Annotated in this window: 14 protein-coding genes; 10 read left to right on the forward strand and 4 right to left on the reverse strand. The window is 72.5% G+C overall.

Going from position 1 to position 16,360, the window contains the following annotated elements; translation table 11 throughout:
- Positions 1-103 precede the first annotated feature (103 nt).
- Positions 104-751 (reverse strand): PAQR family membrane homeostasis protein TrhA, encoded by a 648-nt coding sequence (gene trhA, locus KR546_RS12965; RefSeq protein ID WP_238445139.1) that lies wholly within the window; start codon positions 749-751, stop codon positions 104-106.
- 255 nt (positions 752-1,006) lie between these two features.
- Between trhA and KR546_RS12970 the strand changes: the two genes are divergently transcribed.
- The 9 genes from KR546_RS12970 to KR546_RS13010 all read left to right on the forward strand — a co-directional run bounded on the left by KR546_RS12970 (position 1,007) and on the right by KR546_RS13010 (position 11,284).
- Positions 1,007-3,382, forward strand: coding sequence for an FdhF/YdeP family oxidoreductase (locus tag KR546_RS12970; RefSeq protein WP_238445140.1), 2,376 nt, complete (start codon positions 1,007-1,009; stop codon positions 3,380-3,382).
- The gene (locus KR546_RS12975) at positions 3,379-3,969 is read left to right on the forward strand and encodes a DUF3105 domain-containing protein (protein WP_238445141.1); all 591 of its coding nucleotides are present in this window, start codon (positions 3,379-3,381) and stop codon (positions 3,967-3,969) included. The genes KR546_RS12970 and KR546_RS12975 overlap by 4 nt, the downstream gene beginning before the upstream one ends.
- Positions 3,970-4,148: 179 nt before the next feature.
- Complete coding sequence (locus KR546_RS12980; protein ID WP_238445142.1) at positions 4,149-4,880, forward strand: corrinoid protein; 732 nt, start codon at positions 4,149-4,151, stop codon at positions 4,878-4,880.
- A gap of 2 nt (positions 4,881-4,882) precedes the next feature.
- Positions 4,883-5,506 carry a DUF1638 domain-containing protein gene (locus tag KR546_RS12985; RefSeq protein ID WP_238445143.1) on the forward strand — a complete coding sequence of 208 codons (624 nt, stop codon included), beginning with the start codon at positions 4,883-4,885 and terminating at the stop codon, positions 5,504-5,506.
- On the forward strand, positions 5,503-5,934 hold the full coding sequence (locus KR546_RS12990; protein ID WP_238445144.1) for a virulence factor: 432 nt from the start codon (positions 5,503-5,505) through the stop codon (positions 5,932-5,934). The genes KR546_RS12985 and KR546_RS12990 overlap by 4 nt, the downstream gene beginning before the upstream one ends.
- Positions 5,931-6,851 (forward strand): dihydropteroate synthase, encoded by a 921-nt coding sequence (locus tag KR546_RS12995; RefSeq protein WP_238445145.1) that lies wholly within the window; start codon positions 5,931-5,933, stop codon positions 6,849-6,851. The genes KR546_RS12990 and KR546_RS12995 overlap by 4 nt, the downstream gene beginning before the upstream one ends.
- The gene (locus tag KR546_RS13000) at positions 6,848-8,887 is read left to right on the forward strand and encodes an ASKHA domain-containing protein (protein ID WP_238445146.1); all 2,040 of its coding nucleotides are present in this window, start codon (positions 6,848-6,850) and stop codon (positions 8,885-8,887) included. The genes KR546_RS12995 and KR546_RS13000 overlap by 4 nt, the downstream gene beginning before the upstream one ends.
- Before the next feature lie 40 nt (positions 8,888-8,927).
- The gene (locus tag KR546_RS13005; protein ID WP_238445147.1) at positions 8,928-10,463 is read left to right on the forward strand and encodes a trimethylamine methyltransferase family protein; all 1,536 of its coding nucleotides are present in this window, start codon (positions 8,928-8,930) and stop codon (positions 10,461-10,463) included.
- A gap of 62 nt (positions 10,464-10,525) precedes the next feature.
- Positions 10,526-11,284 carry an IclR family transcriptional regulator gene (locus KR546_RS13010; RefSeq protein WP_238445148.1) on the forward strand — a complete coding sequence of 253 codons (759 nt, stop codon included), beginning with the start codon at positions 10,526-10,528 and terminating at the stop codon, positions 11,282-11,284.
- Between the two features lie 29 nt (positions 11,285-11,313).
- Here the strand turns inward: KR546_RS13010 and KR546_RS13015 are convergent, their stop codons facing one another.
- Positions 11,314-12,189 carry an NAD-dependent epimerase/dehydratase family protein gene (locus KR546_RS13015; RefSeq protein ID WP_238445149.1) on the reverse strand — a complete coding sequence of 292 codons (876 nt, stop codon included), beginning with the start codon at positions 12,187-12,189 and terminating at the stop codon, positions 11,314-11,316.
- Positions 12,186-13,076, reverse strand: coding sequence for an aldo/keto reductase (locus tag KR546_RS13020; protein WP_238445150.1), 891 nt, complete (start codon positions 13,074-13,076; stop codon positions 12,186-12,188). Before KR546_RS13020 ends, KR546_RS13015 begins: the two co-directional genes overlap by 4 nt.
- A gap of 120 nt (positions 13,077-13,196) precedes the next feature.
- Here KR546_RS13020 and KR546_RS13025 point away from each other — a divergent pair, with 120 nt between their 5' ends.
- Positions 13,197-14,924: an ABC-F family ATP-binding cassette domain-containing protein gene (locus KR546_RS13025; protein ID WP_238445151.1), complete on the forward strand. Its 1,728-nt coding sequence runs from the start codon at positions 13,197-13,199 to the stop codon at positions 14,922-14,924.
- Between the two features lie 23 nt (positions 14,925-14,947).
- On the opposite strand, the gene KR546_RS13030 is transcribed toward KR546_RS13025, so the two are convergent.
- Entirely contained in the window at positions 14,948-16,342 is a 1,395-nt protein-coding gene (locus KR546_RS13030; RefSeq protein WP_238445152.1) for an HNH endonuclease signature motif containing protein, read from the reverse strand.
- Positions 16,343-16,360: the final 18 nt, after the last annotated feature.

Below are 16,360 nucleotides of genomic sequence, written 5' to 3' on the forward strand. Positions count from 1 at the left end.
GCAGGACCGTGCCCGGCGTTCCACCGGTGCAGCACACGGACCGAACGCCACCGGACTGGTGCGAGGTCCCCGAACGGCAACGTGCGCGATCGGCCCGGCAGGGTCAGGACGAGACGGCCAGCCCGACGGCGACGGCGTGCAGGGCGACGGCGACGAGGGTCAGGGCGTGGAAGACCTCGTGATAGCCGAACGTGGCCGGCCAGGGGTCCGGGCGGCGGCGCGCGTAGACGATCGCCCCGACGGTGTAGGCGAGTCCGCCGGCCACGACCAGGACCAGCACCGCGGGCGACAACCGCCACAGCGACGGGATCAGCACCACCGACACCCAGCCCAGCACGAGGTACGGGGCCGTGCGGACCCACGAGGCGGCGTGGTGGGCGACGTTGTTGACCACGATCCCGGCGATCGCACCCGCCCACACACCGACCGGCATCCAGGTCCGCCACGACCCGTCGAGCGCGGTCACGATGAACGGGGTGTAGGTCCCCGCGATCCCGATGAAGATCGCGGAGTGGTCGGCCCGTCGCAGCACGGGCAGCCACCGGGCCGGCCAGGCCACGACGTGGTAGGCGGCGCTGGTGCCCAGCATCGCCACGACCGAGACGACGAACACCGCCACCGCCCACCGACGACCGGGCGAGTTGGCCACGAGCAACAGCCACGGGCAGCCCACCACCAGCAGGGCGGTGCCGACGAGGTGGAGGCGTCCGCGCAGGGTCGGACGCCCGGCGCGCTCGGTGAGCGTGTCCACGGCATCCCCCTCGTCCTGCAGTCCGTCGGCCAGCGGGCGCGGCGACGTGTCGGCACGGTATCCAGGCGGTCCGCGCCGCCCGACGCACGAACCGGGCCCGCCGGCCACCGCCTCCGACCGCGGCGACAGGGGGCGTGTGCCGATCCCGTGCCGACGGGCACGGCACCGGCACACCGACGCTCGGTGCCGGGCCAGCGCGGGCCTCCGCCGGGTTGCCTACCTTCGCAGGCACGTCGAACCGTGAGGACGCACGACATGTCCGCACCAACCAGTCCACGCGCGTCCACCCCCGAGTCGACCGACGACCTGGCGCGGCGACGTCGGGCGCTCGGGCCGACCACGTTGACCGGCGACTTCGAGCGCACGCCGATCAAGGACACGGCCGCCGGGGTGACGGCCGTGGCGGTGACCGCCAGGCAGCTGCTGCGGACGGGCGTCACCCGTGGCCTGCCGCTCCTCCGCGACGTCAACCAGCGTGGGGGCTTCGACTGCCCCTCCTGCGCGTGGCCGGACCCGCGGGGCGAGCGCTCGTTCGCCGAGTTCTGCGAGAACGGCGCCAAGGCCGTGGCCGACGCCGGGGACCGCCGCGTCGTGACCGCTGACCACCTCGCCCGGCACAGCATCGACGAACTGGCCGGCTGGCGTGACAAGGACCTCAACGCCTGGGGGCGACTGGCCGAGCCCGTCGTGCGCCGCCCCGGTGACGACCGGTACCGCCCGATCGGCTGGGAGGACGCGTTCACCCTGGTGGCCGAGCACCTCCAGGGACTCGACTCGCCCGACCAGGCCTCGTTCTACACCTCCGGCCGGACCTCCAACGAGGCCGCCTTCCTCTACCAACTGTTCGTCCGGGCCTATGGCACCAACAACCTCCCCGATTGCTCGAACATGTGCCACGAGTCGTCCGGCTCGGCGCTGTCCCCCACCATCGGCATCGGCAAGGGCACGGTCCTGCTCGAGGACTTCGACGAGGCCGACGTGATCGTCATCATGGGCCAGAACCCGGGGACCAACCACCCACGGATGCTGACCGCCCTGCAACACGCTGCCGAGGGCGGGGCGACGATCGTCGGGGTCAACCCGGTGGCCGAGACCGGGCTGAACGCGGTCCGCAACCCCCAGGACTTCAAGGACCCGCGCCGGGTGAAGGAGGCGATCACCGGGACGCAGCTGTCGTCGATGCACCTGCCGGTCCGGATCGGTGGCGACCTCGCGCTGGTGACCGGTGTGCTCAAGGAGCTGCTCGCACGGGACCGGGACGGCCGGGACGGCATCGACCACGAGTTCGTCGAGGCCAACGTGACCGGCCACGACGAGCTGGTCGCCCACCTCGACACCGTCGACTGGGCCACCGTCGAGCGCGAGGCCGGGATCGGTCGCGACCGGATCGCCGCGTTCGCCGACCTGCTGGCCGGCACCGACCGGATCATCGTGTGCTGGGCGATGGGCCTGACCCAGCACACCCATGCCGTCGACACCATCCGCCAGCTCGCCAACCTCGTCCTGTGGCGCGGCGCGATCGGCAAGCCGGGCGCCGGCCTGTGCCCGGTGCGGGGCCACTCCAACGTCCAGGGGGACCGCACGGTCGGCATCTGGGACAAGCCCCCGCCGGCCTTCCTCGACCGGCTCGCCGAGGCGGTCGGCTTCGCGCCCCCGTACGACCACGGCGTCGACGTCGTCGACACGATCCGCGGGCTGCGTGACGGCAGCATCCGCGTGCTCATGTCGATGGGCGGCAACCTGCTGTCGGCCGGGCCGGACACGATCGCGACGGCCGAGGGCCTCGAACGCGCCGAGCTGACGGTGCACGTCGCCACGAAGCTGAACCGGTCGCACCTGGTCTGTGGCGAGACGTCGCTGATCCTGCCGTGCCTGGCGCGGACCGACGTGGACGAGCAGGCGGCCGGCCCCCAGTTCGTCACCGTCGAGAACTCGATGGGGATCGTCACCACGTCGCGGGGCACGAACACGCCGGTGTCCGACGCCCTGCGGTCCGAGCCGGCCATCGTCGCCGGGCTGGCGAGCGCGACGCTGGGCGCCGAGCACCCGGTCGACTGGGGCTGGCTGGTCGACGACTACGACCGCATCCGTGACCTGGTCGAGGCGTCGGTCGCCGGCTTCGACGACTACAACACGCGGGTCCGCGCCGACGAGGGACTGGAGCTGGCGAACCCGGCCCGACACGGCGACTTCTCGTCCCTGCCGGAGGGCCGTGCCCGCCTGAGCGTCGCCGAGGTCCCGGTCACCGACCTGCCCGACGACGTGCTGGTGATGATGACGATCCGCAGCCACGACCAGTTCAACACCACGATCTACGACCACGACGACCGCTACCGCGGCGTCCGGGGCGAACGCCGGGTGGTGCTGCTCAACCCCGACGACCTCGCCGCCCACGGGCTGGTCGAGGGCGACGTCGTCGACCTGGTCAGCCAGGACGGTGAGCGGCTCGCCGAGACGTTCCTGGCCCTGCCCCACGACCTCCCCCGGGGAAACTGCGCGACCTACTTCCCGGAGGCCAACGTGCTGGTGGACCTGGACGCGGTCGCCCGCGAGTCCAACACCCCGGTCAGCAAGCACGTCCCGATCCGGTTGCGCGCGGTCGCCGCGGCCGACGTCTCGGGCCGGTCATGACGGCCCGACGTCGCCCCGGACGGCTGCGTGGTCTCGTGGCCGCCCCCCTGGTCGTGGTCGTCGTCGCGTGTGGGGGTGGTGACGAGCCGGCCGCCGCACCGACCACGGCCGACGCGCAGGACGCCGGCCAGGCCACGGCGACGGGGCCCATCGAGGGCGTCGAGGAGTTCACGGACCTGGCCCAGGACCACACCGAGGAGGACGTGGACTACCCGCAGAACCCGCCGGTCGGTGGTCCGCACGCACCGGCGTGGCAGAACTGCGGGGTCTACGACACCGAGATCGCCGACGAGAACGGCGTCCACTCGCTCGAGCACGGCGCGGTCTGGATCACCCACGACCCCGGGCTCGACGAGGCGCAGGTCAACGCCCTGCGCGCCCGTGCCGCCGTCGACACCCACGTGCTGGTGTCGCCCCGCGCCGACCTCCCGTCCCCGGTGGTCGCCAGCGCGTGGGGTGTCCAGGTCCAGCTCGACGGCCCGGACGACGAGCGGCTCGACCGGTTCGTCGCCGAGTACGCCCAGGGTCCGCAGACCCCCGAGCCCGGGGCGGCCTGCGCCGGCGGCATCGGTGAGCCGCTGACCTGACCGCCCGGCGGCGGTCTCCACACCCCTCTGCAAGGGGTTTCTCGGCGGATTCGTCGTGAACGCTCGACAGGTGGTCGCGGGTGTGGCATTCTCCCACCATGCGGGACGGTTCCGTATGGTGGAACCCGTTGCTCATGGAGCAACGCCACCGCCCGCCAGTACGAACGCACGAGGCCAGCATGGCTGACGCCACGAACGACGCTCCGGACGACCACCTCGACGACGACGTCGACGACATCGACCTGTCGTCGCTGGACGACGACGACCTGGTCGAGCAGATGCACGACGACCTCTACGACGGCCTGGCCGACGAGATCGCCGAGGCCACCCAGCTCCTGCTCGACCGTGGCTGGGATCCCCAGGACGTCCTGTCCAAGGCACTGGTCGAGGGCATGCGGATCGTCGGCATCGACTTCCGCGACGGGATCCTGTTCGTCCCCGAGGTCCTGCTGTCGGCCAACGCGATGAAGGCCGGCATGAAGCTGCTGCGGCCACTGCTGGCCGAGACCGGGGCCGAGCAGATCGGCAAGGTGGTCATCGGCACGGTCAAGGGCGACATCCACGACATCGGCAAGAACCTGGTCGGGATGATGCTCGAGGGAGCCGGGTTCGAGGTGATCGACATCGGCATCAACAACGATGCCGACGCCTACCTCGCCGCGCTCGAGGAACATCGCCCGGACATCCTGGGGATGTCCGCCCTGCTGACGACCACGATGCCCTACATGAAGGTGGTCATCGAGGAGCTCGGCAAGCGCGGGCTGCGCGACGACTACATCGTGCTGGTCGGCGGCGCCCCCCTCAACGAGGAGTTCGGCTCGGCCGTGGGGGCCGACGCCTACTGCCGGGACGCCGCCGTGGCGGCCGAGACGGCCGAGGCGCTGGTGCTGGCCCGGCGCGCGGCGGCGTAGACGTGGCCGCGCCCGCGCCCCCTCGGCTGCTCGTCCTGGCCTGCGGGGCGCTCGGCCAGGAGCTGCGCTGGATCCTGGACACCAACGGGATGGACCACGTCGACCTGCAGTTCCTCACGGCCGACCTGCACAACCGACCCCGTGACATCCCGGCGGCGGTCGACGCCCGACTGGGCGAGATCGGCGCGGACTACGACGAGGTGCTGGTGGGCTATGCCGACTGCGGCACCGGCGGCGCCCTCGCACCGGTGCTCGAGCGACACGGCGCGACCATGCTCGGCGGCTCGCACTGCTACGAGTTCTTGGCAGGGTCGGAGCGATTCGCCGACCTGCACGACGCGGAGCCCGGGACCTTCTACCTCACCGACTACCTCCTACGACAGTTCGACCGCCTGGTCTGGCGCGGGCTGGGCCTGGACCGCCACCCGCAGCTGCGCGACGACTACTTCGGCAACTACACCCGGCTGTGCTGGCTCGCCCAGTTCCCCACCGACGACCTGCACCTGCGCGCCCAGGAGGCCGCGGACCGGCTGGGGCTACGACTTGAGCGCCACGACGTCGGCACGGGCGACCTCGGCGGCCAGGTCGTCGCGGCCCGTGCCCGGCTCCCGGTGCTGGCCCCGTGAGTCCCCGTGCCCCCCGTCGCCGTGGCCGGTCCACCGGGCCGACCCTGACCTCGATCTGGTGGCGTGACATCCCGGTCCAGGTCCGGGCGACCGACCCAGGCGACGACGGCGGCGAACCGGTCCGGGCCGAACTGCCCGCGCGCTTCGCCCATGCCGTGGACCGAGCCGCGATGGGCGCGGGGCTGGCCGGCACCGACGCCTACCTCGAGCAGTGGGACCGACGCACCCGGCCGTGTGGGCCGGACCTGGCCGCGGAGGTGGAGGCGGAGGTCGAGCGACTCGTGGCCGCCCACTCCCGCGACGTGCTGTCCGCACTGGTGGACAACGATGCGCGCACCCCTGCGGACGACTCCTCCCCCACCTCCGAGACCGCCACGACCGGCGCGACTCCCGTCCCATCCGAGCCCACCGACGAGGTGCCGACGTGACCGAGACCGTGATCAGTTCCCCCACGCGCGAGGTGGTGATCGGGCACGACCGAGCCTTCACCGTCATCGGCGAGCGCATCAACCCGACCGGCCGCAAGGTGCTGGCAGCCGAGATGCAGGCGGGTGACTTCTCCCGCGTCGAGGCCGACGCCGTGGCGCAGGTCGAGGCCGGTGCGCACATGCTCGACGTCAACGCCGGCATCCCGCTGGCCGACGAGCCCGCGATCCTGGCCCAGACCGTCAAGCTCGTCCAGTCACTGGTCGACGTGCCGTTGTCGATCGACTCGTCGATCGTGGCCGCGCTCGAGGCTGGCCTGGCGGTCTACGAGGGCAAGGCGCTGGTCAACTCGGTGACCGGCGAGGAGGAGCGACTCGAGCAGGTCCTCCCCCTGGTCGCCAAGCACGGCGCGGCGGTCATCGCCATCACCAACGACGAGACCGGCATCTCGGAGGACCCCGACGTCCGTTTCGAGGTGGCCCGCACGATCGTGAACCGGGCCGCCGACCACGGCATCCCGGCCGCCGACGTCGTGGTCGACCCGCTGGTCATGCCGATCGGCGCGATGCGTGGCGCCGGACGACAGGTGTTCACCCTCGTGCGCCGGCTGCGTGACGAGCTGGGCGTCAACACGACCTGCGGTGCGTCCAACGTGTCGTTCGGACTGCCCAACCGGCCGGGCATCAACGCCGCGTTCCTGGCCATGGCGATCAGCAACGGGCTGAGCTCGGCGATCACCAACCCGATCGAGGGTGAGATCCGCTCGGCCGTCATGGCGGCCGACGTCCTGGCCGGCAACGACCCGGACTGTGCCGCCTGGATCGCCTCGCACCGTGATCCCGGCGGCACGCAGGGAGCCGCACGAGGACGTCGCGGCGGTCGTCGTGGCCGGCGGGGCGGGAGTCGGGACGACGGATGAGTCCGACCGGCAGCGACCGGGTCGCGGTCACGTTCACCCCGTCGGGACGACGGGGTGAGCTGGCCGCGGGCACGACCGTGCTGGACGCGGCCCGCGAGCTGGGGGTCGACCTGGACTCGGTGTGCGGCGGTCGTGGCATCTGCGGCCGGTGCCAGGTCGCCGTGGGGTCGCGTCCCGGCACCGACGCGCGTGCCGACCGGCTCAGCGCACCCGGCCCGACCGAGGCCACCTACGCCGACAGTGCGATGGGTGCCCGTCGTCCGCTGGAAGGTCGCCGGCTGGGGTGCGCGACCGCGATCCACGACGACGTCGTACTGGACGTCCCCGCCGCCAGCCAGGTGCACCGCCAGGTGGTGCGCAAGGAGGTCGGTGACCTGCGGGTGACCCTCGACCCGGTCGTGCGACCGTTCTACGTCGAGGTCCCCGCCTCCGGGATGGACGAGCGGGTGGGCGAATGGCAGGCACTGCAGGCCGCGCTGGCCGACCAGTGGGAGCTGGACGAGGTCTCGATCGGCGTGTCGGCACTGGCCGACCTGCAGGCGGCACTTGAGGACGGCGACCGTGCCGTGACCGTGGCCGTGCGCACCGACGACGGCGAGCTGGTGGCGGCGTGGCCCGGGTTCGTCGACCGCCTGGTCGGGGTCGCGGTCGACGTCGGGTCCACCACGATCGCCGGCCACCTGTGCGACCTCACCACCGGCCGCGTGCTGGCGTCCGCCGGTCGGATGAACCCCCAGATCGCCTTCGGCGAGGACCTGATGAGCCGGGTCAGCCACGTGATGATGCACGACGACGGCCAGCGCCAGCTGACGACGGCCGTGCGCACGGCGCTGGCCGAGCTCGTCGCCGAGCTGTGCGACGAGGCAGGCGTGACCACGGACCGGGTCCTGGACGTCGTGGCGGTCGGCAACCCCATCATGCACCACCTGCTGTACGGGCTCGACCCACGACCACTGGGTGCAGCGCCCTTCACCCTGGCAACGACCGACGCGGTGCAGGTCACGGCCCACGAGCTGGACCTGCACGACCTGCCGCGGGGCGCACGGGTCTGGAGCCCGCCGTGCGTCGCGGGCCACATCGGTGCCGACGCGATGTCGATGACGCTGGCGGACGGCCTGCACCGGCGAGACGAGCTCAGCCTGCTGATCGACGTCGGCACCAACGCCGAGATCGTGCTGGGCAGCGCCGAGCGTGTGTGGGCGGCGTCGTCACCGACCGGGCCGGCGTTCGAGGGGGCCCAGATCTCGTCCGGCCAGCGGGCTGCTCCCGGGGCGATCGAGCGGGTCCGCATCGACCCCCAGACCCTCGTGCCCCGTGTCCGGGTGATCGGGTCGGACCTGTGGTCCGACGAGTCCGGGTTCGCCGACGCGGTCGCCGCCACGGGGGTCACCGGCATCTGCGGCTCCGGCATCATCGAGGTCCTCGCCGAGCTGCACCTCGCGGGCGTGATCACGGTGGACGGCACGATCGTGGACCCGACCGGGACCGGCGCCGCCGGCCGCATCGTCACCCGCGGCCGCACCCTGGCCTACCGCCTCCACGGCGACATCGAGGTGACCCAGAACGACGTCCGCGCCATCCAGCTGGCGAAGGCGGCACTGCAGGCCGGCTGCCGGCTGCTGATGGCCCACGCGGGCGTCGGGGCGGTGGACCGGATCCGACTGGCGGGCGCCTTCGGCAGCCACATCGACCCGTTGCGGGCCATGGTCCTGGGACTGGTCCCGGACTGTGACCCGGCCGCCGTCAGCGCGATCGGCAACGCGGCCGGCACGGGTGCGGTCCAGGCCCTGCTGTCCCGGGCCGCCCGCGACGAGGTCACCGCCCTCGCCGGCCGGGTCGTCAAGGTCGAGACCGCGACCGAGGCAGCCTTCCAGGACGAGTTCGTCGGGGCCATGGGCCTGCCCCACACCTCGGCGCCCTACCCCCGGCTCGAAGCCGTGGTGCCACTCCCCCGGTCGCGGCCGTCGCATGGCGCGGGCGCGGGGGCCGACACCGCGCCCCGTCGCCGGCGACGCCGCCGCGCGACCACGCCCTGACCGCACCGATCCCCCGAGCCCGACCGAACCGGAGCCGACCATGCCACGCCGAACCCGCCCCGGTGGCGGACGTGCCGCCCGACAGGCCGCCCGCACGGCCGACGCCGTCGCGAGCGTCCCGTACCTGACCCGCTCACTCGACCCGGTCGAGGTGCTGTCCACCGAGGGCCTCGAACAGATCGAGCACCATGCCGACCTGTTGCTGGCCGAGGTCGGCATCGAGATCCACGACGACCCCGAGGCCCTCCAGATCTTCGCCGACGGAGGGGCCGACGTCGACGGCACCCGGGTGCGCTTCCCCGACGGCATGGCGCGCGAGCTGGTGACCGCGACCGCGCCGTCGTCGTTCACCCAGCACGCCCGCAACCCCGACCGCAGCGTGGTGATCGGCGACCCGCACATGGTGCTGGCGCCGGCCTACGGACCACCGTTCGTGTCCGACCTCGACCATGGCCGGCGCTACGCGACGCTCGAGGACTTCCACAACTTCGTCAAGCTCGCCTGGCTCTCGCCCGCGCTGCACCACTCCGGCGGGACGGTGTGCGAGCCGGTCGACCTGCCGGTCAACAAGCGTCACCTCGACATGGTCGCCGCCCACGTCCGGCTCTCCGACAAGCCGTTCATGGGCTCGGTGACCGCACCCGAGCGCGCCCAGGACACCGTCGAGCTGGCCAGGATCGTGTTCGGCGCCGACCGGCTCGAGACCGACACCGTGCTGCTGTCGCTGTGCAACGCCAACTCGCCGATGTCGTGGGACCGGGCGATGCTGGGCTCGGCGAAGGTCTACGCCGAGAACAACCAGGCCTGCATCATCACCCCGTTCATGGTGGCCGGCGCCATGTCGCCGGTGACGGTGGCGGCGACCGCGACCCAGACGCTGGCCGAGGCGCTGGCCGGCATGGCCTTCACCCAGCTGGTCCGGCCGGGCGCACCGGTGGTGTTCGGCTCGTTCGCCCCGTCGATGTCGATGCAGACCGGCGCGCCGACCTTCGGCACGCCCGAGCCTCAGTTGGTGCTGTTCCTGGTCGCCGCACTGGCCCGACGGCTGGGCGTCCCGTTCCGCTCGGGCGGGAACTTCACCTCGTCGAAGACGCTGGACTACCAGGCCGCCTACGAGTCGGCCATCAGCTTCCTCGCGACGATGCAGGCCGGGGTGAACTTCGTGCTGCACAGCGCCGGGTGGCTCGAGGGCGGCCTGGTCATGGGCTACGAGAAGTTCGTGCTCGACGCGGACCAGGCGGGCATGGTCCCGCGGTACGCGGCGGGCGTGGCCACCGACGACAACGCGATGGCGCTGGACGCCATGCGCAGCCATCCCCCCGGTGAGCACTGGCTCGGCCACCCGCACACGCTGGCCAACTTCGAGTCGGCGTTCTGGGTCTCGGCGATGGCCAACCACGCCAGCTTCGAGCAGTGGGAAGCCGATGGCGCGCTGGGTGCCGAGCAGCGGGCCAACGCCCGTTGGAAGGAACTGCTCGCCGGCTACGAGGCCCCACCGCTGGACGACGCGATCGACGCCGAGATGACCGAGTGGATCAGCCGCCGCAAGGCCGAGTTCCCCGACTCGGACGTCTGACGCCCACATCTGCAACGGCGCCTGACACGGACGCCAGGACGCCCGACCACTCCGGAGCCACCATGCCCCGCACCCACGCCCCGCCCACCGTGCAGTCGGTGGATCGTGCGTTCGCGATCCTCGACCTGGTCGCGTCGGGGTCGCGGACCTTCAGCGCGGTCGCCGGACAGGTCGACCTGCCCCGCTCCACCGTGTCCCGGCTGCTCACCACGCTCGAGGCCCTCCGGGCGATCGAGCGGACTCCCGACGGCTACCACATCGGCACCCGGGTGTCGGACCTGGTCCCGGTCCTGCACGGGTGGACGTCACTGCGGACGCTGGTCCACCCCCACCTCCAGTCGCTGGCCGAGCGCCTCGGCGAGGCCACGGGGCTGGCCGTCCCCGACGGGGACGGCGTGCGCTACGTCAGCCATGTCGAGAGCCCCAACCCGGTCCAGGTCCGCGACTACACCAACCTCGTCACCCCGGCCCACATCGGCTCGCCGGGCCTGGCGATGATGTCGCGGTGGGACCCCGAGCGCGTCGACGCGTACCTGGCACGGCCCCTGGACCAGCACACGGCGACCACGGTCGTCGATCCCGACGCGATCCGCGCACGCCTGGTGACGATCCGACGGAAGGGCTACGCGGTCGTGCGCGACGAGTTCGCCGACGGGATCTCGTCGGTGGCGGCCTGCCTGCTGGACCACGACGGGGTCCTGATGGGCACGATCCACGCCCACGGGCCGACCTACCGGTTCCCGGCCGAGGGCATGGCGGACGCCATCGGCCTGACCATCGCCCACACGTCCCGGGCGATCCTGGCCCGGGCAGCCGCCTGAGCCCAGGCCCGCGCCGGACCTCCCGGGGATCAGCGGTCGTCGAGGTCGTCGACCAGTTCGCGGATCGCCTGCTCCAGGGTCACGGTCGGGGTCCAGCCCCAGGACCGGGCCCGCTCGGCGATGATCCGACCGGTCCAGGCGGGCTCGTCGGACCAGGTCGGCTCGACCCCGAGCGCGGTGGCGACCGGTTCGAGGTAGTCACGCCACGTGGCGTCCGGGGCCGCGACGTTGACCGCCGTGACGTCCCCGTCCGCCGGACCGGGCGTGGCGACGCCGGTCGCGACGTCGGCCAGGAAGCGGGCGAGGTCGTCGACGTGGACCCAGGCGAAGGTCTGGTCCGGGTTCGGTGCCAGCGACGACGGGTCCTCTTCCAGTCGCGCCGGTCGCAGGGTGTTCCACACCGAGGTCGGGCCGGGCCCCATGATCGCGGGGGGACGGACGAGCACGCGGGTGATCCCGTCCAGCTCGGCCAGTTCGAGGTCCGCGTCGCGCTTGGTCACCGCGTAGGCACCGCCGTCGTCGTCCACGTAGGCCGAGGTCTCGTCGACATCGCCCTGCTCGGGGTCCCGGTCGTAGACGGCGCAGGTCGACACGTGCACGAGTCGACCGACACCGGCGTCACGGGCCACGGCCGCCAGCATCGTCGTCCCGTCCACCGAGACCCGGTGCTGGGTCTCCTGGTCGGCGCCCATCGGCGCCACGGTCGTCACCACGGCATCGACGCCGTCGACGAATCCCGGGGCCGCGTCGGGGTCGTCGAACTCCCCGACCACCTCGGTGACCCCGTCCCGGTCGGGTGCCGTGCCGGCGCGACGCACCAGCGCGCGCACCTCGACCTCCCGATCGGCCAGCTCGTGGCACAGGCGGGACCCGACGAAGCCATTGGCACCCGTGACCAGGATCATGCGCTGGCCACCGAGTCGAGGGCGGTCATCTGCTCGTTGGACAGTTCGAGCTCCGCCGCCCGGACGTTCTCCTCGAGGTGGTCGAGCGAGGACGTCCCGGGGATCGGCAGCATCACCGGCGAGGTCGCCAGCAGCCAGGCCAACGCCACCTGCGCCGGGGTCGCCTCGAGGTCGTCGGCGACGTCGGACACCGCTCCGCCGCCGTCGACCAGCTCGGAGCCGGCGATGGGGAACCACGGGACGAACCCGATGCTCAGCGCCTCGCACCGCTCCAGGACGTCGTGGGAGGACCGGTCGGCGAGGTTGTAGAGGTTCTGCACGGCCACGATGTCGGTGATCTCGCGGGCGTCCTCGAGCGTCTCGACGTCGACCTGGGACAGCCCGATCGCGGCGATCTTGCCCTCCTCGCGCAGGTCGGCGAGCTCACCGACCTGGTCGGCCATCGGCACGTCGGCGTCGATCCGGTGCAGCTGCAGCAGGTCGATCTGCTCGACGTCCAGGCGACGCAGGCTCATCTCGACGCACTGGCGCAGGTAGGCCGGGCGGCCACACGGGATCCACTTCTCGGGACCCGTGCGCAGCAGGCCGGCCTTGGTGGCGACGGTCAACCCGTCGTAGGGGTGCAGGGCCTCCCGGATGAGGTCCTCGGACACGAACGGTCCGTAGGAGTCGGCCGTGTCGATGAAGTCGACCCCCAGCTCGACGGCCCGGCGCAGGATCGCGATCGCCTCGTCGGGGTCGTCGGGCGGTCCCCAGATCCCGGGTCCGGTGATGCGCATCGCGCCGTAGCCCATCCTGGTGACCTCGGGGCCACCCAGGAAGTGGAAGGTGCCGGCGCGATGGGCGGGCTGGTCGATGTCGGTGGCCGCATCGGCAGGCGTGGCCATCGGGATCCTTTGTCGCGGGTCGGGGGAAGACGCACGAGTGCGGGCACAGCGTAGGCGTTCCCGGTCGGGCCGTCGGAGCCCGGTCGTGCGGGCCCGCGGGACACCCCTAGCCTGTCGCACATGCACATCCTCTCCGCCTCCGGACTGGGCCACGGCTACGACGGCCGGACCCTGTTCCACGACCTGTCGTTCGGACTGTCCGACCGCGACGAGGTCGCCGTGGTCGGACCGAACGGGTCCGGGAAGTCGACCCTGTTGAAGATCCTCGCGGGGGAGGTCCAGCCCGACGAGGGCCAGGTGACGGTCAACCGGGACGCGCGCATCGTCCACCTCGAACAGCACCCCGACCTGCCCGACGACCTGCTCGCGATCGAGGCCGCGGCGGCGGCCCCCGACGTGCGACGCCACGAGGCCGAGCCCCTGCTGGACCAGTTCGGCGTGGACCCCGGGCAGCCGGTCGGACGCCTGTCCGGGGGCCAACGACGCCGCGTCACCCTGGTGGGAGCACTGGTCACGCCGGCCGACCTGTTGGTGCTCGACGAGCCGACCAACCACCTCGATGCCGACGCGATCGAACGGCTCGAGGACCACCTGCGACACCGCAACGGTGGCCTGGCACTGGTGACCCACGACCGCTACCTGCTCGAACGGGTCACCACCCGCCTGTTGGACCTCCACGACGTGCCGACCTGGATCGACGGCACCTACTCGGACGTGCTGGCCGACCGCGCGCAGCGCGCCGACGTCCGGGACCGGGCGGCACGCGCCCGCCGCAGCCAGTTGCGTCGCGAGCTGGCGTGGCTGCAACGCGCTCCCAAGGCGCGTGGCACGAAGGCCGACCACCGGGTCGACCAGGCGGTCAGGCTGCAGGCCCAGGTGGCGGACGACGCGGCCGACGACGACCGTGAGCTGGCCTTCCCCACCGGACGACGCCGGCTGGGCACCAAGGTCCTAGAGGTGGAGGGGCTGGCGGTGCAGCGTGGGGAGCGCACGGTGCTGTCGGGCGTGGACCTGCTGGTCGGCCGGGGTGACCGTGTGGCGCTCGTCGGCCGCAACGGGTCGGGCAAGACCTCGTTGCTGGCCGCCCTGCACGGCGAGGTCGAGCCGGCCGCCGGCGTGGTCGACTGGGGTCCGACCGTGGAGCGGGCGATGTACCACCAGGAGGCACGCACGGCGCCGAGTGACACGACCGTCATCGACACCGTGACCGCCATCGCCGACTTCGTGCCGATGGCCGACGGCTCACAGCTGTCCGCCGGCCGGCTCGCGGAGCGGTTCGGGTTCGACGACCGCCTCGCCCACACCCGGGTCAACGACCTCTCGGGTGGCGAGCGGCGTCGCCTGGCGCTGCTGCACCTGCTGGTGGCCGCCCCGAACGTGATCCTGCTGGACGAGCCGACCAACGACCTCGACCTGGACACGCTCCGGGCCCTGGAGCACCACCTGGAGGGGTTCGACGGCACCCTGGTGGTCGCATCGCACGACCGCTTCCTGCTGGACCGGACCACCGACCGGATGCTGGCGGTGCAGGGGGGGCGACTGACCGAGGTGGCCGACTGGGCGGACTACCGCCGCCTGCTCGACACCACGTCGTCCACGGGATCGGGCACGTCGGACGGCGACGATGCCACGGCGGAGGACAACCGCGCCCGCCAGCGACGCCGCCGCCACGTCCGGTCCCTCGACACGCAGATGCATCGACTGGAGCGCCGGGCCCGCGAGCTGGAGTCCGAACTGGCCCAGGCCGGCAGCGACGTCGAGACCGCCACCCGGTTGCACGCCGACCTCCAGGCGGTCCGCGACGAGCTCGCCGCGGTCGAGCACGAGTGGCTCGAGGCCACCGTCTGACCGGAATCCTTCACACGGCCACCTCAGGGGCTCGGGCCGTGCTGGTCCGGTCGGGGCTGGGTCGTGGTCGGGCGTGTGGCGAGGTGCGGGGGCCGAGGTTGGGAGATCGCGTAGCCGGAGCGGGACTGGGTCCACGTGCGGGTGCCGTCGGCGTGGCGGGTCAGCCGCCAGTGACCGTCGGTCTTGTCGGTGTGCCATCGGCGCGACAGCAGGCCCAGGTTGGGTGCGTCGGTCGGGCCGCCGGACTCCCAGGCGCGCACGTGGTCGACGTCGCAGAACGCCGCCGGGGTGGTCGAGCAGGGTGCGGTGTCGTGCAGGTCACGCGCGACGATCGCGTCCCGCAGCCATCCTCGGGCGTGGCGTTGGCGACGGCCGTACCCGACGACCTCGCCGCAGTCGTCGAACAGGAACACGCTCGCGTCCGCCCCGGCGACGTCCAGCCACCGCCGGGCGGTGGCCGAGGTGACCGAGATGCGGCCCCCGAGCCGGTTGAGCACCCAGGCAGGCGCAGTGCCCTCCAGCAGGGCCTGGACGGTGCAGGTGATCGAGACCGAGGGGCGGCCCGACGACCGGGTGCCGTCGGCCATCGGGGCGAGGGTGTCGTGGTCGCAGCCGGTGACCAGTTCGAAGAGTGCCTTCGCTCGACGCGAAGCAGTACGGCCCCGCACCTGCCACGCCCTGCGGTGCGCCTCCGTGGGCGCCGTGTCGTCGGCATCCTCCGGCAGGTCGTCCGTGTCGGGCTCGGCCTGGAACGGATGCCGATGATCCGCGGCGTTGTCGATCGCCTGGACGAACAGCGGGAAGTGGTCCGCGTCCCACTCCGAGAACGACGTGCCGGACCCGTCCAGTCGCGGGGTCAGGCAGGTGCGGTTGACCTCGACCGACTGCGCCTCGCGATCCTGTTGGTGCCGGGCGACCAGGTGGTCGACCAGCCAGTCGACCTCGTGCACCACCGCATCGGCCTCGTGGTCGCGGTAGTCGTGGGCGATCCGACCCACCAGGGCATCGACCTGGTCGCGGTCGGCCACGGGCACGCGACGGACCGCGGTGACGATGGCCTTGACGTGGCTGAAGGAGATCCAGTCCTCTCGGAAGGCCTGGCGGACGGACGGCATCGCGACGAGGGTGGTGGCGACCCGCAACAGCGTGGTGCGCTCGAAGCGGACCATGCGTGCCGACTGCGACAGCACCAGTTCCACCGCCACCCCCAGCGCCTCGTCGGTGGCCCCGGACTCGACGACCCGGACCAACGACTCCACCACCTGCACGGCCATCCGGTCCCACGCGTGCACGGCGTCCAACAGTCGGCCCACCGACGCCTCCGCCGGCGACCCGGCCCAGTCCAGCTCGGGGACGGCCGCGGGTACCGGGGCACTGCCGGCCAGGTCGGCGACGGGGCGGAGCGGCTTCGACGTCATGGTGGAACCGTACGACCT

It is taken from the genome of Salsipaludibacter albus (assembly GCF_019798055.1).
Lineage (GTDB): Bacteria > Actinomycetota > Nitriliruptoria > Nitriliruptorales > Nitriliruptoraceae > Salsipaludibacter > Salsipaludibacter albus.

What these genes read in the sequence shown, in the direction of transcription:
- KR546_RS13000 (WP_238445146.1), top strand. Translation starts at nt 6,848, where the DNA reads ATGAGTCCGACCGGCAGCGACCGGGTCGCGGTCACGTTCACCCCGTCG.
- KR546_RS12970 (WP_238445140.1), top strand. Translation starts at nt 1,007, where the DNA reads ATGTCCGCACCAACCAGTCCACGCGCGTCCACCCCCGAGTCGACCGAC.
- KR546_RS13020 (WP_238445150.1), bottom strand. Translation starts at nt 13,076, where the DNA reads ATGGCCACGCCTGCCGATGCGGCCACCGACATCGACCAGCCCGCCCAT.
- KR546_RS12980 (WP_238445142.1), top strand. Translation starts at nt 4,149, where the DNA reads ATGGCTGACGCCACGAACGACGCTCCGGACGACCACCTCGACGACGAC.
- KR546_RS13015 (WP_238445149.1), bottom strand. Translation starts at nt 12,189, where the DNA reads ATGATCCTGGTCACGGGTGCCAATGGCTTCGTCGGGTCCCGCCTGTGC.
- KR546_RS13010 (WP_238445148.1), top strand. Translation starts at nt 10,526, where the DNA reads ATGCCCCGCACCCACGCCCCGCCCACCGTGCAGTCGGTGGATCGTGCG.
- KR546_RS13025 (WP_238445151.1), top strand. Translation starts at nt 13,197, where the DNA reads ATGCACATCCTCTCCGCCTCCGGACTGGGCCACGGCTACGACGGCCGG.
- KR546_RS13030 (WP_238445152.1), bottom strand. Translation starts at nt 16,342, where the DNA reads ATGACGTCGAAGCCGCTCCGCCCCGTCGCCGACCTGGCCGGCAGTGCC.
- KR546_RS13005 (WP_238445147.1), top strand. Translation starts at nt 8,928, where the DNA reads ATGCCACGCCGAACCCGCCCCGGTGGCGGACGTGCCGCCCGACAGGCC.
- KR546_RS12975 (WP_238445141.1), top strand. Translation starts at nt 3,379, where the DNA reads ATGACGGCCCGACGTCGCCCCGGACGGCTGCGTGGTCTCGTGGCCGCC.